Below are 15,618 nucleotides of genomic sequence, written 5' to 3' on the forward strand. Positions count from 1 at the left end.
CGAACATCCGCCTGAGCGTTGCCTTCTAGGCCACGTGGACAAAGGTTGACGCGCGTCTGATCGGTTGATTCAAGGCTGTCTTTTGGAGGCGGCATTGGGCGAGCGGATTGGGGTTTCGGATGATGAGTGGGCTCTGATAGGGCCCCTGCTGCCGTCGGAGCGAGGACGTGGCTGCCGACCCGCGGGAGACAACCGGCCTTATTCGAGGCATGGTGTGGATGGCGCGGACAGGCGCGCAATGGCGGCATTTGCCGGATGAATATGGCAAGTGGAACAGCGTGTTCCGGCGGTATCGTCGCTGGGTCGTGACGGGCGTGTTCGAGGCCATGCTGGAGACCCTGGCCGCTGTCGTCGAGCGGGATGTCAGCGCCGACATGATCGACAGCACCGTAGTCCGGGCGCACCACTGCGCCGTCGGGCTAAAAAAAGGGATCAAGAATTCGAAGGGCTCGGCCGCTCGCGAGGCGGTTTCACAACCAAGCTGCACGCCCGCTGTGATGGTCAGGGGCGACCGCTATGTTTCGTCCTGACGCCGGGCCAGGCCCACGACGTGAAGGGCTTCGGGCCCTTGTTCGGGATGCTGGCTGACCGGATTGAGGCCCTGCTTGCCGATAAGGGCTATGACGCCGATGCCATCCGCCAGGAACTCGCCAAGGCGGATGTCGAGGCGGTCATTCCAACCAAAAGTAACCGCCGCATGCCGATCCCGCATGATCGCGAGAAATACCGTTGGCGCAATCTCGTCGAGCGCTTGTTCAGCAAGCTCAAGAACTGGCGCCGTGTCGCAACGCGTTATGACAAGACAGCAGAGTCATATCTCGGCTTCGTCGCGCTCGCATCAGTTACGCTGTGGCTGCCCTTTGTCCACGTGGCCTAGGAACCGGTTTTTACGAGCTTGGTTCTTGAACAGACCGACCGGTTTTATTTTTATTTGGTGGGTTTCCCAAGCGCCCTGCTGCCTTTGGCAGTGGGGCATTTTGTTATCTATCAGATTCGCCAGCTCACCAATATCGAAGGTCTAGCTATGCCTTTCGCAAAGCCGCGATATTGTGGCTTGGTCAACCCCGAACAGAGGCACCCAGGACAATTGTCGTAGCTCAGCAGGCAAGCATCAGTTCTTGTAGTGGCCGTCAGGTGCACGAGGCGAAGCGTGCTCTATCGCAGCGAAATTACGAACGGTTTAATGTAACACCAAGACGAGCGCTGCCGCCTAACCGCCAGTAGATCGCTCGCCCTGATTAACCCACCAAAGGCAAAATATAGCGAGCGCGTACAGGAAGCGGCCATGGTCTCGCCGCCCGGACCGTTGCTCTTCAAAAATCGCGTCGACCGCTGCGGGATTAAGAAAGCCAGACGTCGCGGCGGCGCTATCAAACCATAGGCTTCTTACATGCGCACCGAAATCACCGTTGAACCAGTCGGCAAGGGGGATCTGAAAGCCTTGTTTGCGACGGTTCAGGATGCCCGGTGGGAGCCAGGGTTCAATCGCAGCGCGAACGGGATACTTGCCAACGCCCCTTCGTAGCTTGATATCCGCAGGCATCGATAGTGCCAATGCAACGACGGACTGCGAAAGCATCGGCACCCGGACTTCCAACGAGTGCGCCATGCTAGCGCGATCCACCTTGGTCAGCATTGCACCGGGCAAATTAATCCGCAGATCACACATGGCGAACTGCTCCAGCGTATCGCGAGAGATCGCTGACATGTCCGGGTAATATTCGGACGCCAGCGATGATATGGCGAGGTCATCATCCCGGTGATCGAGCAGCGTTCCGGCAAATATTTTACGCCTGAACTCCGGGGACGTAATCTGAGTCTTAGCGAAGAAACGAGTACCGCCGTCGGGCAGCCCGGCGCTGCGCGCCGTTTTCTGCCACCGCTGCAGGCGCCGGTTGCCGGCCTGCCATGGAAAGGGAGGAAGGCTGGCGAACCCCCGCGCGGCTCTGCGTGCGAATGCCGGGACGGAGCCAAGCTGGCGTTCCGTAAGGTGACGTTTGTAGCCGAAGAAAAGCTCATCGCCGCCGTCGCCCGACAAAGCCACCTTCACCTCCTGCGCGGCGATGCGGCTGAGGTACCATGTTGGTATCGACGACGGATCGGCAAAAGGTTCGTCATAGGTGCGCTGGATGGTGGGCAGGATATCCCGCGCATCGCCGGGCGCGAGAATATGCGTGTGGTGATCGCAACCTAGATGCTGCGCTACTGCCTCCGCATAAGGGGCCTCGTCATAGGCGCGCTCCGCGAAGCCGATGGTAAAGGTCTTGATCGGCCGGTCCGATAGGCGGGCCATCGCGGCCACGACGGCCGACGAGTCTACCCCGCCAGAGAGGAAGGCACCGACGTCGACGTCGGCGGTCAACATCTGATCCTGCACTGCCTTTAACCACGTTTTTTCGAAACCGGTCACCCAGTCGTCGAGTGGACGGGGCGCGCTCGGCGTATATTGCGCGACCCAGAATGGCCGAATTTCTGGGGAGGCCGCCCCATCATATGTCAACACATGACCTGGATCCAGTACGCTCGCCTGACGATAGATCGATCGCGGCGAACGGACATGCCCAAAGCTAAAGTAATCGTGGATTGATCGGGGATCGGGATCAAAGGCTAGGCCGGGCACGGCACGCAAAGCCCTCAATTCGGATCCAAAGACCAACGACCCGTTCTGCCAGCTGTAGTAGAGCGGCTTGATGCCGATCGGATCACGGGCCAGAATGACCTTGCGGGTCGCGGCGTGCCAGATTGCGACGCCAAACATCCCGTCGAGCTTGTTCCAGGCATCGTGACCCCAGTGGACCCACGCCGCCAACACGACCTCGGCATCGCCCTTTGTATGGAAGCAGTAACCAAGGCTCAGCAACTCGTCCCTGAGCGATCGGTAATTATATATTTCACCATTGAAAACGATGGAATATTGTCGGTCTGCCGTAAAGATGGGCTGGTCGCTGCCGTCAAGGTCGACGATGCTCAGGCGGCGCATGCCGAAACCGAACCGCCCATCAACGAATACGCCGTTGCTGTCAGGCCCACGATGGAGGAGCGTGTCACATTGGGACTCGATCACCGTCGCGGGCACCCGACCGAGTGCATAGAAGCCGGCGATGCCGCAGATGGTCCGTCTCCAATACAGTCAACATATCCTGAATATCAAAATTCGCGCAGATACAAGGCATCTACATGGCCAGCACACGGATGATTTCCTCAGCGGCCCTCGTCGCGCCCTTGCCGCTGGTCTCGCCCAGCGCCGCTTCCGCGATATGCTGCTGGACGCCCACATACTCGTCGTGACGGACAAGCGAGCGCTCGAGTGCCGGCAGCACGTCGTCCAATCGGGTGATGACTTCGCCAGCCCGCCACATGGCGAAAGCAGGGTTATCTTGCCATCGCCTACCGGTCGGATCGAGAAAGACAGCCGGGCGCGGCCGCATCAGATACTCCATCAGCTGGCTCGATGTATCGCCAAGATAGATGTCGGCAGCCGTCGTGTAGCTGCCGTCGACCATCGAAAAGCTATCGAGATCGACGTGGACATGGGGGTGATGTGCGACCTTCGCAAAAATGGATCGTAGTTCGGGGGCGCGCTCGACCAGTCGCTGATGCGGGGCGAATATGACGTTGAACCTCGTCTGTTCGATAAGCATTTCGGTTACCACAGAGCCCCATTTAGGCCAGGATGAGCGGTACGCCTGCCAGTGGGGGGTAAAAAGCACGATTGGCCGCTCCTCTGCGAACAGCGCACTCACCGGGGTCCGTTGCTGGAACGCTGCTTTGACGTAGCCGGTCGCGATGATGCGCTCGGGTAATATGCCGCGCATGAGGTAGGTTTGCCTCTCCTGTTCGCTGGGCACCAGCGTGTGGAACGCCGCCTTCCTGCGCCTGTCATCACGCGCACTCATCGATCCAACGCCGTGTGACGTCTTCACAAAGCGGGTTGGCAGCCACGGAAGCAGCCTTGGCAGCCATAGGCTCGTTTGTTCGGCACATACCGTCACTGCTGTTCGCGCGAGGAAAGGCGCGAGTGCCAGAAGCATTGGCAGCTTAGACGGCAGATCCGGATTGCGCCCGTCTTCTCCACCGGCAATCGTACGGAAGCCGTACGCACGCCGTACGCGAACGCCAGGTAGGCCGATCGTCCACTTAATCAGCAATGCTTCATGAACGGACGTGGATACCCATAGATCGATCGGCAGGCCAGGTTTCAGTCGTGCGAGCGCTTCTACGATGGGAAAGAGGTGGGGGATCAGGAGCGTTTCGCCCAGAAACAGAAACGCCACTCGCTTGCTAGTCACCGCTTCATCCACCGATCCAGACATAGCGTCCGGCAACAACCAGACGTCTTTTAGGAAATCCTATTGAAACCCTATCGTGCCGTAACATTCTAAGGGCCTTGCTAAGCTACCATCAACGCCGCCTGCTCGGTGGCCCTATAGCCGATCGTCAAGGACTAAATTGCACCGAATAGCGGTTCCACCGCGGTATGACCAGTCTAGGTGTTTAGTCCCGGCATCTGGTGGATCGGATTGAGGATGAACCGGTCTGGATCCGAAGTCCAGATTTTGGCGATGTATTCGTAGGGTGTGAGGCCGCTGAGCGTCTTGAGCCGGCGGGCGAAGTTATAGGCAGCCATGACGTCGGCGAGGTGCGTCCGTAGCTGGGGTCACTGCACGAAAGTGAAGTTTACGTACGCTAGGATCGAACGAACGGCGAACGCTGACGATGCTAACGTCGGAAGGGTATGACGACAGCCTGGTCGAGGAAGGCGCGCATACCTTCTTCATCGACGGTCTGACGGAAAGCCGCATGCGCGGCATCATCAGTCGCGAAGAGGTCGTCCCAGACCGTAGACGTTCCATGCTCGTTTTCGACCTCAAGCGACCAGCCCGGCTCATTTTCCAACCGGATGATGTTTACTCTCACGCTGACGCCCTGCTCGGTGACGAAACCAGACAGGCTTGAGGTGACGATGTTGGGATCGCGTTCGTGCATCACTCTTCCTCATGCTTTGACTGCGGTTTTAGCAGCGGTGCCTTCGAGCGCCTTGTAGAGCGCGGTTTTGCCCACCTTGAGGCGCGTGGCCGCTTCGCGAACCGTCAGCCCTGCCGCTATATGATCGCGCGCCTTACGCAATTTGTCAGGCGTGATGACCGGACGCCGACCGCCAAGGCTCCCCCGCTCCCGCGCAGCCTTCAATCCGGCGTTGGTGCGCTCGCGGATCAGGTCGCGCTCGAACTGGGCGAGCGAGCCGAAGATGTTGAACACGAGCATTCCGCCCGACGTGGTGGTGTCGATCTGCTCGGTGAGCGATCGGAAACCGACACCGCGCGTGGCCAGTTCGCCGACCTTCTCGATCAGGTGGCTCATCGAACGGCCGAGCCGGTCGAGCTTCCACACGACCAGCGTGTCGCCGGCACGCAGATAGGCAAGCGCTTCGGCCAGCCCCGGCCGATCGGTCTTCGCGCCAGAGGCGTGGTCGTCGAACGTGCGCTCGCATCCGGCCGCGTTCAGCGCATCATGCTGGAGCGCCAGCTTCTGGTCGCCGGTCGATACCCGCGCATAGCCGATCAGCGCCACAGTCGGTCCCGATCTGTCCGTTTTCCCATCAATTTGCATTCTTGTCCGAATCGCCATCGCGGGTCCAGAGTTGACGGACATATTCATGCTGACCGCCAGAGGACCGTCTGACGGACAACGCGGGAAAGGTCGTGACGCATGGCAAGACGGCAGTTGCTGACACGCGAGGGGCTAGCCACACATTACGATCCCCCGACCGACGAACGGGAAATAGCCCGTCACTTCACCCTCAGCTGTGAGGATCTCAATCTTGTCGGCGAACGCCGGGGAGCGTCGAGCCGGCTCGGGTTCGCGGCGCTGCTGCTCTACATGCGTTGGCCGGGCCGCGTGCTGGAGGCCGGCGAGAAACCGCCGCACGCGATCCTCGCCTTCATCGCCGATCAGATCGACGTGCCGGTAAAGGCGTTCGACGATTACGCCCGTCGCGATGAAACCCGCCGCGCGCATCTCGCCGATCTCATGCGGCAGTTCGGCTATACCGCTTTCGACCGTAACCACTTTCGCACGATCGTGGCGTTCGCGATGCCGGTCGCGCAGACCGTCGCCCAGCCTCTCCTGCTTGCCGGCACCGTCATCGATGAGTTGCGACGACGCCGGTCGCTGCTGCCGCCCCCGGCTGTCATCGAGGCGATCGTCAGACACGCGCGCCAGCAGGCCGAACAGCTCACCCATGAAATCCTGACCAACCGCATCGAGCCGGACAAGCTGGCGGCGCTGGACGCCTTGCTGACCCGGCGCTCAGATCAGGGAGCAACATGGCTGGCCTGGCTGCGCAACGCGCCGCAGTCGCCGGCAGCGCGCAACATTCTGCGGCTGCTCGAACGGCTCGATCATGTCCGGATGCTCGGCCTCGACCCGGCGCGCGCCGCCATGATCCCATCGGCAACCTTCGATCGACTGGCCGACGAGGCAGTGCGGATCACGCCGCAACATCTCGGCGAACTTGGCACATTGCGCCGCCATGCGACGCTCGCAGCCGCAGCCATTCGCCTCGAGGAAAGCCTGACCGACGCCGCGCTGACGATGTTCGACAAGTTTATCGGCAGTATGACCCGCCGCGCAGAAAACCGGACGCGTGACAAGGCGATCAGGACGGTGCGCGAGATGCAGGGGCACCTACGCGCCCTTACCGATAGCTGCCGCGTGCTGATCGATGCACACGCCAAGGGTATCGACTCCCTTGCGCGTATCGGCCCGTTCGACTGGGAACGGTTCGGCTCCGCTGTCGCCCAGGCGGAAGTTCTCGTTCGCCCCGAGACGATCGACCGCACGGCCGAACTGATCGAGCGGCATCGCACGGTGAAATTGTTTGCCGGGCAATTTCTGCGAGCGTTCGCGTTTCGCGGCGCCGGACCGGTCCAGGACATCCTCGATGCGCTCGCCATAATTGCCGATCTCTATCACGCGGGCAAACGACGCCTGCCCGACAAGGTGCCACTGCGCTTCGTGCCGGCAGGCTGGCGACCCTTCGTGATCCACGACGGCGTCGTCGATCGCGCAGCCTATGAACTCTGCGCGCTGTCCCAGCTTCGCGACCGGTTGCGGGCCGGCGATATCTGGGTGGCAGGCAGCCGACAGTTTCGGGATTTCGACAGCTATCTCATTCCACCCGCGACCTTCGCGGCGTTGCGCGAGAAGGGGCCACTTCCGCTCGCGATCGAGACCGGGTTCGATCGTCATATCGAGAATCGCCGTGAGCGACTGGACCGTGCGATCGAGCGGGTGACGGTACTGGCTCGGCAAGGTGAATTGCCCCAGGTCCGCCTCGATGAAAACGGTCTGATGATCTCGCCGCTGAAGGCGATCACGCCGCCCGCCGCAGAGGTCGCGCGCCGCACCGCCTATGACCGTCTCCCTCGCGTGAAGATCACGGACATCCTGCTCGATGTCGATGCATGGACCGGCTTCGGCGATTGTTTTACGCACCGCCGTTCAGGCCGTCCTGCCGATGACCGTAATGCGTTGCTGACCGTGATCCTCGCCGACGGCATCAATCTTGGCCTGACCCGGATGGCGGACAGTTGCCGGGGCGCAAGTCTGCGCCAGCTCGCCCATCTGCATGACTGGCACATCAGCGAGGCTGCCTATGGCGAGGCGCTGGGACGACTGATCGACGCACATCGTGCGATGCCGCTTGCGGAACTGTGGGGCAGCGGCATCAGCTCGTCGAGCGACGGACAGCAATTCCATGCCGGTGGGCGTGGTGCCGCGATCAGCGACATCAACGCGCGCAACGGCAACGAACCCGGCGTGTCCTTCTACACGCATATCTCGGACCAGTATGACCCGTTCGGCTCGCGCGTGATCGCCGCGACCGCGGGCGAAGCCCCCTATGTCCTCGACGGTTTGCTGTACCACCAGACCGGGTTGTCGATCGAAGAGCATTATACTGACACGGGCGGCGCGTCCGACCATGTGTTCGGGCTGATGCCATTCTTCGGCTACCGCTTCGCGCCGCGCTTACGCGACATCAAGGAGCGCCGCTTGCATCTGCTGCCCGGTCAGGAAGCTGGGCCGTTGCTCGCCGGCATGGTCGGCGATCCCATCGCGCACGACCATGCCGCTGCGCACTGGGACGAACTGCTGCGACTCGCCACCTCGATACGGACAGGGTCCGTCACCGCCTCGGCGATGCTTCGCAAGCTGTCCGCCTATCCGCGCCAGAACGGTTTGGCACTGGCATTACGCGAGGTCGGGCGGCTCGAACGCTCGATCTTCATGCTCGACTGGTTGCAGGACATCGATCTGCGCAGGCGAACCCAGGCCGGGCTGAACAAGGGCGAGGCGCGCAACGCCCTTGCCCGCGCATTGTTCTTCAACCAGCTCGGCGAGTTGCGCGACCGCCAGTTCGAAAACCAGTCTTACCGCGCCTCAGGCCTCAACCTGCTGGTCGCCGCGATCATCCTGTGGAACACCGGCTATCTTGAACGGGCATTGGCCGACATCGGCACGCCGGACGAGGTAGCCCGGCATATTGCACCGCTGGGATGGGAGCATATCGCGCTCACCGGCGACTATAGCTGGGAGCGGGACGATAGACCGGGCCGGGATCAATTACGGCCACTCCGCATCTTGCCCTCGTTCCTCGCAGCATGAGGCCCTTTGCATGACCAGACGCGCCCGATTGTGTTGAAAAGTCCCAGCGCAAAATCTTCATACGCAGACGCGTGGCTATTAATTTCGAATGCAGTCCTTCTTAGGCCGCCCACATTCCGTGCCGCTGTCGCATCTCTGCCGGCTCGGGTCGCCCGAACATATACCCTTGGCCCGCCGTGCACCCTAGTTGAACAAGTACATCCCGCTGTTCTTCAGTCTCAATCCCCTCGGCAATGACTTCAATCCCGAGGCGACCGCCAAGCGAGGTAATCGCGCCTACGATACCCGAACTGTAGGGCTCGTAGCAGATATCTTCGACGAACGATTTGTCGATCTTCAGTCGCGTGACTGGAATCTGTTTAAGCGTGCTCAGAGACGCAAATCCTGTCCCGAAGTCGTCGAGTGCGATCCCGACGCCGGCATCGCGAAGCGCATTCAGGCTCCTGAGGACGTGCTCGTCAGGACGCAAGGCAATCGTCTCGGTGATCTCGATCTCCAGATCGCCCGGCTCCAGTGCGTAGCGCTCGAGCGCTGCGCTCACCACATGCTCGAGGTTTCCGGCGCTGAATTGCGCAGCGAACAGGTTGACGCTCATGCGAGGTAGAGGTCGCCCACGAGAGCGCCAATAGGCCAGTTGGGCACAGGCCTCGTCAATCACCCAGCTTCCCACTTCGTAGGCAACACTATGGGTTTCCAGGACTGGAATGAAGGCCGCAGGCATAATGAGCCCGCGGCTAGGGTGGCGCCAGCGCAACAAGGCTTCTGCGCCGATCGCTTTGCCGTCGCTGAGCGTTACCTGTGGCTGGTAGAAAAGCTCCCACTCACCTCGCTCGGTGGCCTGACGCAGCTCGTCCTTGAACGCTCGCCTGATTGTCAACTGGTTGGCCATGCCAGCGTCGAACATTCGAACCCTTCGTCCTCCATCCCGCTTGGCGGCAAGAAGGGCCAAATCTGCTCGAAAAAAGAAGTTCGTCGGCATGCGTAGCATGTAGCGGCGCCAGCGACAGCCCAATGCTCAATCCGATTTGAAGCAGATGGCCAGCAATATGGAATGGCTGCGAGAATTCCATCAAAAGCTGGTCCGCAAGAGAGCGCGCGACCACCGGATTATCCGTGCCTGGCAGCAGAATAGCGAACTCGTCACCCCCGATACGGCCTAGCATGGCGCCGTTTTCCGTCGCCGCGGCAAGCCTGATCGCGACGGCTTGCAAGGCCGCGTCGCCCAATGCGTGCCCAAAGCCATCGTTGATCGCCTTGAAGCCATCCAGGTTCAGGGCCAGCAGCGTCCCGGACCCGTGCTCTTCCAAACATTTGACGAGGTTCGAAACAAAGCCAGATCGATTAGGCAGTCCGGTTAAAACATCATGGACCGCGAGATGCTCAAGGCGTGCCTCACGCTCACGCCTTGCAGTGATGTCCTGAATTTGTGCGCCAATCTCAATCCCTAGCAGGCCCTGCCAGGAGGAGATCGTGATATCGATGGGGAACTCGGTCCCGTCTGCCCGAAGCGCGATCAACTCAACCGTTTTACCGCTCAGCGGAACCGAGCCTGTGGAAACGATACGTCGCATTCCCGCGTTGTGCATTTCGCGAAAGCGAACGGGCATAATAGTATCGAGACGCCGCCCGAGCATATTACCGGAAGAGTGGCCGAACATCGTTTCGGCAGCCTTGTTCCAAAAGGTAATTCGCCCCTCGGCCGTGACTGTGATCACAGCCATTGGCGAGGCATCGGCAAACCCGCCGACTGCCAAACCCGCCCGCGATGCCCGCCCCTTTTGTATGCGTCGGCCAACTATCGATGCCAGATTCGACAAAAGCCGCTGCTCGTCGGTGCCGAAAACCACACGCGGCTTGGTGTCGATGATACAGAATGCACCAAGGTGTATTCCCTCCGCGTCGATCAGCGGCGCTCCGGCGTAAAAGCGAATGCGCGGCGCGCCGCTCACCTGCGGGTTGTCACGGAATCGATTGTCCTGAGTCGCATCGAGAACGACTAAGGGCTCTTCCACCGTCAGGGTATGTGCACAGAAAGAAGCATCACGAGACGTACTGCAAACATCCAGCCCATGATGGGACTTCAACCACTGCTCATGCTCTCCAACGAGGGAAATGAGGCAGATTGGCACCTCGAACAGTCGAGCACCAAGCTCAGTGAGCTGGTCGTAGTCCGGTTCGGACGCGCTACCGACCAGTTCGTATGACCGTAGCACTTCGAGTCGATGTGTCTCGGCCGTATTAGGCATCTCTGCATTCCAAGTCTTTTAGAGCCAGCAACCCTTTTCAGTTTGATACTGTTAAATTATCAATAACTAAATCAAATGTTGACGCACGGAGATTGACATTTATCAAACCACAATGGTTTTTTAAAGGGAGATTAAGGTCGGGACGTGAGGAGGAGATCAATACACCGGCTCACGAGGTTTCCCGTGTGGCCGAGCTGCGTCGATATGCAGGGGGTTATGACAGCCTCCAAGAGGTATTTAATTCCGCTACAATAATGTGCAGAACTCTATTTTGCGCACAGGCTAGCATGGTAACGTTTATTGACAGCGATACGCAGAACATCAAGGCCGCGTCAGGGGTAGATCTGGTAAGCACACAGCGTTCAGACTCGTTTTGTGCGCATAAAATTTTGTCAAAAGACGTTTGGTCGTACTAAATGCCGCGGAAGACGCTCGCTTTCGTCATAATTGCTACGTTACGGATGCGCCCTATATTCGATTCTACGCGGGCGCTCCGCTAAAAACGGCTTCCGGATTTAATATTGGCGCGTTATGCATTATCGATCCGAGCCCCCGGAAAGGTTTCGCAGCCGCCAGTCGTTCTCAACTCAATAGTTTGGCTGGAGTAATATCGTCTCGTCTGGACCAGCTTATGGCTGGACCGGGGGATAGAACTGAAACCAGACACGCTATGAACTTGGAAGGAACGGTAAGTAGCTACGGGAAAAAGTCGGAAGTGGTTGCCATACACAATATCTCCACCCGCGGCGCGATGATTCATTCGCCCGAGCGCGTACTCCCTCGGGGCGAAGAGGTTATCATATCGATCAATACGTTAGCTATCGTCGGTACGGTGATGTGGGCCCGGGATGGAATGAACGGCCTCTCATTCCATCGTGCAATCGACGATAAAGCCCTGGAAATGATTCAAAAAAACCGAGTCAAAGCCAGCCGCGGCCTTAACGGCCGCGACACCAAAATATAATTCGGGGATGAATAGACGTGCGGTACGCTTCTCAGCCTATTCCTGCTCCCAGCGAGCGGCATGTCCGACGCCGTTGGTCACCGGCTGACGATAGTGAATTGAGGCAACGCTATCTTGCGGGTGACCAGGTTATGGAAATCGCGGTTGCAATTGACCGCACTCCGCAAGCGGTAAATGTCAGGGCCGCGCGCCTGCGGATCCATCGGCCTGAGGCTTTAAACACTGCTCAGGAAACTGAGGCATTGGCGCGGCTTGCGGCAGGCGAAACGCAGAGCAGCGTTGCCGCTCTGCTTGGGGTCAACCAGTCACGGATATCCCGCCTGTTCCGTAACCGCGGATGAATGAGAGCATGGCGCGGAGCCACAAAAACCATGGAATATTAGGCCAGTGTATCAGTTTTACCGTTGCAGAGCGGTTGCTGAAAATTCTAGTCTGCCTAGACAATTCGGAAGCAAAATGATGCCCATTCTTATCGAGAAGGACGCTGTCGTATGCCAAGGCCAACTACGGTGATGTCCATGGACGCTCCGGTCCTTAAAGATCCCACTCCCTTCGATGTAGTACGTGCGGGGGCCCTTATGCGCGAAGCGCTTCTATTACTCGATCATGGCGGAGCAAGCCTAGCCGCGGTTCAGCTTCAACATGCGATCGACACGCTCGACATAGTGCCGTCGGTCGCAATGCAGGAATGAGCAGTTCATCCTATCGCGTCCAGCTTCTCCCGCGCCCGATCGTTATCGACGTACCGGGCTGCCCGTTCCCAACTCTCACGTGATCGATATCGTGTTTCCAGGTGACATGAGCAACACCATGCTCGGCCCGGTCAACACAATTGTGGGTCAAGGCGTTGCCAAGATTTTTGGTTGGCGAGGCAACCATTCGGGGCGTGGAGATATGCTAAATGTACGGCTCGCTGAACCGGTCGATCTGGCGTCTGTTATTAAGTTCGACGCTTTTCCCGGTGATCGGGTCATTGAAATTATGGACCGACGGATGTTGGTGATCGAGGTTGACGGTAAAACACAGGACTATGCGTCTTGGCAAAAGAATGGCTGCATTGGCATGGATTACGTCAATAAGCTCGTAGTAAGCGATACCTACCGGCGCCGTGGCCTGGCGAAATACCTTATTGGGGAACTGAACACGGTCTTTGCAGGGTAGAATATTCATCTCCGCGTCAATCAGTAACATGGCAGTTATTCAGTTGTTGCACGACACCATGTAGATGAGAACAGGCAAAATAAGAGGTCTGTTGCTGTCGGGTGAGGTTAAAGTATTTTTTTAAAGATATCTCGAACTGATTAACTAAGATAGATGAGTGCCGTTTTTTCTACTTTTGCTTCGTGGGGTGAATAAGGGTAGGTAATTAGCCTTTGGTTCTAGAAGCTCAAGCACACTATGCGGCAAGCGAAGACTGATTTCGGCCCTGCCGCTTGGCGGCATACAAAGCCTCATCAGCTCTACTCATAGCACTCACTTGGTCGTCATCTTCGCGGAACTGTGCGATTCCAATGCTGACGGTGACTCGCACTGGCAAATCACCGGCCTTTACCGAGATTGCCGCTACTGCTTCACGAATACGCTCGCAGACTGCATGCGCGTGCTCGCCGGGTAGCTTGGGGAATATGAAACCAAACTCCTCGCCGCCAATACGCGCCACACTGTCGCCGTTGCGGATCTGACCTTCGGCGACGCGTGCGAATGCGCAAAGAACGTCGTCGCCGATCGCATGCCCGAATGTATCATTGATGCGCTTGAAGTGATCGAGGTCAAAGATCGCAACGCAGCCCCCGTTCGTGCCATCGGCCTGACCCAGCTGCTGCGCTAGCTCATGATTGAACGCACGCCGGTTGGACAAGCCCGTCAAAGGATCCGTGTTGGCGGCCTTTGATAGCTCTACTTCGGCCAGATGCCGGGTTGATGTGTCACGGACCGCGCTGACGAGTCCTCGTACGACGCCCTCTTGGTCAGTCACGGCGCGGGTCTGCATCTCGAACCAGCGCTGCTGGCCGCCCGTCACGATCGCGCGGAATTCAACACTAAACATCTCGGAGGGGTTCTTTAAGGTTTGAAGATGGGCAGCTGCAACGCGGCCCCGGTCTTCGACGTCCACAAGGTTTATGCTGGCGGTGCCGATCAGCTGGTGGGGATCGTAGCCACCAAGCCGCTTTATGGAGGGTGAAGCGTAGCGAATCACCCCATCGATACCAAGGTTGAGAACAATATCCGTCGAGTTTTCAGTAAGAAGTCGGAAACGAGCTTCACTATCTTGCAATCGATCGAATAAGAGATGGCGACGAGCAAGTTCAGCAGCGACCGGAAGCACCGTCATAACCGTGATAGTGAGGTAAAACTGAAAGAATTGCAGTCGATGGCCGTTACTTCCGTGAATCAGGTTTATCGGACCCAGTCCCTTGAGGGTCATTGCAGTACCAATGGTTGCGATTATAGCTATGGCAAATGCCGCTCCAATATTGCCTGTGCGGAATGTGATCAGCATCAGTGGCAGGATCGGAAGGAATAGCAACGGTAGCTGCGACTGCGAGAACACGACGACCGATGTGATCGTCATGATGACAAAAAGCAGTGCTGCTTCCGACCTTCCTTTGAAGGTAGCGTACTTTACCCAACGGTATATATCGCCGCTGGCTAGTTGTAGGAAGATCGGGGTAAATGTCAGCGCACCGAGCGCGTGGCCGACTATCCAGTTGTAATAGTTGGCGGAGAAACTGGTGTGCGATGCAAGTGAGATTATCGCTGCGCCTGCCAATCCGGTTACGGCAGGGGCTATAATCCCGGCCACGAGCACGAACATGCTAAAATTACGAGTAGAGTCGAGAAAAGAGCGCTGGACTCCCCACTTTCGGATCAACACCGCCGCAATAAAGGGCTCGGTAACGAGAGGTAACGAAACGAACGGTGCTGCGGCCCATCCCAAACCAAAAATCCCGGTTGCGATGGAACCAGTCGCCCAGCAACATAGTATCAAAGCTAACCAATGCCGGCGTCCGACTGTCGTAAGGGACGCCAACAGTATGGCGTTGGAGATCCACAGGAACGCCGCGCCTCCTTCAAAGCGGGTAAGCGCAATGGCGAACCCGCTTGCAAGGAAATAGGCTGCACTTGTAACTGCCAGCCGGACGACGATTTGACGGGGCGAACGATTGTTTGGCATTATGCTAGAATGGCATGCCCGGATTAACGCTTTGCTCACGAGACATCAGTCTTAGCCTGGCGGAAATCAGCTTTGTATCGAGTGCGTGGAGCCGCAGGTGCCCGCCGGTCCACGCCTCAGGCGCGTCTTAAGCTGCCTCGATCCGCCCTTCCCAATCTAGCCCATCCTTCTTTGGAAATGGGGCTCGAGTGTAGGACCGCAGCTAACGCCTTTCGTCATCCCAGACGCGTTGGAGTGCTTGCCACCATAACTAGCTGTTCGCCGTTCGTTCGTACTTAGCGTACGTAAAGTTTACCTTCGTGCAGTGACCTCAAGATCTACCGACAATCGTCGCGCCATCCATGCCAGTCTCCTGCACCGGCATGAATCCTGAATCAGAAAACCGCAGCTACGAGAATCCCTTATGATTCAGCCCGGTGAGAAACCGCTCTAGAACCCGACATGATGGCTGTGGTGGAGGCAGGCCAGCAGCGAGCGGGGGCCAAGCCCGAACGGCGTACCCGCCTGAATCCCCGTCGGCACCTCAGGACGGTAACGTCGGCAACAGCTCCCGCAGCGACCACCGA

The 15,618-nt window shown here is 58.5% G+C and carries 11 protein-coding genes and 2 pseudogenes; 5 read left to right on the forward strand and 8 right to left on the reverse strand.

The window, feature by feature from the left end; genetic code table 11:
• Window positions 1-218: 218 nt before the first annotated feature.
• Both NI18_RS26690 and NI18_RS23175 read left to right on the forward strand, forming a co-directional pair.
• Window positions 219-269: pseudogene (locus tag NI18_RS26690) on the forward strand (hypothetical protein); the annotation flags it as partial.
• Window positions 269-877, forward strand: coding sequence for an IS5 family transposase (locus tag NI18_RS23175; RefSeq protein ID WP_306286291.1), 609 nt, complete (start codon window positions 269-271; stop codon window positions 875-877). The pseudogene NI18_RS26690 and the gene NI18_RS23175, both read left to right, overlap by 1 nt.
• A gap of 333 nt (window positions 878-1,210) precedes the next feature.
• Here the strand turns inward: NI18_RS23175 and asnB are convergent, their stop codons facing one another.
• The 5 genes and pseudogenes from asnB to NI18_RS08185 all read right to left on the reverse strand — a co-directional run bounded on the left by asnB (window position 1,211) and on the right by NI18_RS08185 (window position 5,571).
• Window positions 1,211-3,130: an asparagine synthase (glutamine-hydrolyzing) gene (asnB, locus tag NI18_RS08170; protein ID WP_347574825.1), complete on the reverse strand. Its 1,920-nt coding sequence runs from the start codon at window positions 3,128-3,130 to the stop codon at window positions 1,211-1,213.
• A 43-nt stretch (window positions 3,131-3,173) separates the two neighbouring features.
• Window positions 3,174-4,301 (reverse strand): hypothetical protein, encoded by a 1,128-nt coding sequence (locus tag NI18_RS08175; RefSeq protein ID WP_306286292.1) that lies wholly within the window; start codon window positions 4,299-4,301, stop codon window positions 3,174-3,176.
• 185 nt (window positions 4,302-4,486) lie between these two features.
• Window positions 4,487-4,654 (reverse strand): annotated as a pseudogene (locus tag NI18_RS23180) (IS481 family transposase); the annotation flags it as partial.
• Between the two features lie 65 nt (window positions 4,655-4,719).
• The gene (locus NI18_RS08180; protein ID WP_037529288.1) at window positions 4,720-4,986 is read right to left on the reverse strand and encodes a hypothetical protein; all 267 of its coding nucleotides are present in this window, start codon (window positions 4,984-4,986) and stop codon (window positions 4,720-4,722) included.
• A gap of 9 nt (window positions 4,987-4,995) precedes the next feature.
• A complete protein-coding gene (locus NI18_RS08185) occupies window positions 4,996-5,571 on the reverse strand; it encodes a recombinase family protein (RefSeq protein WP_037529289.1) in 576 nt (191 codons plus the stop codon).
• Window positions 5,572-5,709: 138 nt separating this feature from the next.
• Here NI18_RS08185 and NI18_RS08190 point away from each other — a divergent pair, with 138 nt between their 5' ends.
• Window positions 5,710-8,667, forward strand: a complete 2,958-nt coding sequence (locus tag NI18_RS08190; RefSeq protein ID WP_037529291.1) for a Tn3 family transposase — start codon at window positions 5,710-5,712, stop codon at window positions 8,665-8,667.
• A 100-nt stretch (window positions 8,668-8,767) separates the two neighbouring features.
• Here the strand turns inward: NI18_RS08190 and NI18_RS23185 are convergent, their stop codons facing one another.
• A complete protein-coding gene (locus NI18_RS23185) occupies window positions 8,768-9,556 on the reverse strand; it encodes an EAL domain-containing protein (protein ID WP_198526969.1) in 789 nt (262 codons plus the stop codon).
• Window positions 9,489-10,913: a diguanylate cyclase gene (locus tag NI18_RS08195; protein ID WP_084215103.1), complete on the reverse strand. Its 1,425-nt coding sequence runs from the start codon at window positions 10,911-10,913 to the stop codon at window positions 9,489-9,491. The genes NI18_RS23185 and NI18_RS08195 overlap by 68 nt, the downstream gene beginning before the upstream one ends.
• Before the next feature lie 631 nt (window positions 10,914-11,544).
• On the opposite strand from NI18_RS08195, the gene NI18_RS08200 reads away from it, so the two are divergent.
• Together NI18_RS08200 and NI18_RS08210 are read left to right on the forward strand one after the other, a co-directional pair.
• The gene (locus NI18_RS08200; RefSeq protein ID WP_084215104.1) at window positions 11,545-11,877 is read left to right on the forward strand and encodes a PilZ domain-containing protein; all 333 of its coding nucleotides are present in this window, start codon (window positions 11,545-11,547) and stop codon (window positions 11,875-11,877) included.
• 771 nt (window positions 11,878-12,648) lie between these two features.
• A complete protein-coding gene (locus NI18_RS08210) occupies window positions 12,649-13,038 on the forward strand; it encodes a GNAT family N-acetyltransferase (RefSeq protein WP_306286293.1) in 390 nt (129 codons plus the stop codon).
• 235 nt (window positions 13,039-13,273) lie between these two features.
• Here NI18_RS08210 and NI18_RS08215 read toward each other — a convergent pair whose 3' ends face one another.
• On the reverse strand, window positions 13,274-15,052 hold the full coding sequence (locus tag NI18_RS08215) for a sensor domain-containing diguanylate cyclase (RefSeq protein ID WP_084215106.1): 1,779 nt from the start codon (window positions 15,050-15,052) through the stop codon (window positions 13,274-13,276).
• Window positions 15,053-15,618: the final 566 nt, after the last annotated feature.

The sequence above is a fragment of the Sphingomonas sp. Ant20 genome (assembly GCF_000783375.1).
GTDB lineage: Bacteria > Pseudomonadota > Alphaproteobacteria > Sphingomonadales > Sphingomonadaceae > Sphingomonas > Sphingomonas aerolata.

Excerpts from the sequence above, each read along its gene's own strand:
- NI18_RS23185 (WP_198526969.1), bottom strand. The coding sequence starts at position 9,556 with ATGGCCAACCAGTTGACAATCAGGCGAGCGTTCAAGGACGAGCTGCGT.
- NI18_RS08180 (WP_037529288.1), bottom strand. The coding sequence starts at position 4,986 with ATGCACGAACGCGATCCCAACATCGTCACCTCAAGCCTGTCTGGTTTC.
- NI18_RS08200 (WP_084215104.1), top strand. The coding sequence starts at position 11,545 with ATGGCTGGACCGGGGGATAGAACTGAAACCAGACACGCTATGAACTTG.
- NI18_RS08215 (WP_084215106.1), bottom strand. The coding sequence starts at position 15,052 with ATGCCAAACAATCGTTCGCCCCGTCAAATCGTCGTCCGGCTGGCAGTT.
- NI18_RS08195 (WP_084215103.1), bottom strand. The coding sequence starts at position 10,913 with ATGCCTAATACGGCCGAGACACATCGACTCGAAGTGCTACGGTCATAC.
- NI18_RS08190 (WP_037529291.1), top strand. The coding sequence starts at position 5,710 with ATGGCAAGACGGCAGTTGCTGACACGCGAGGGGCTAGCCACACATTAC.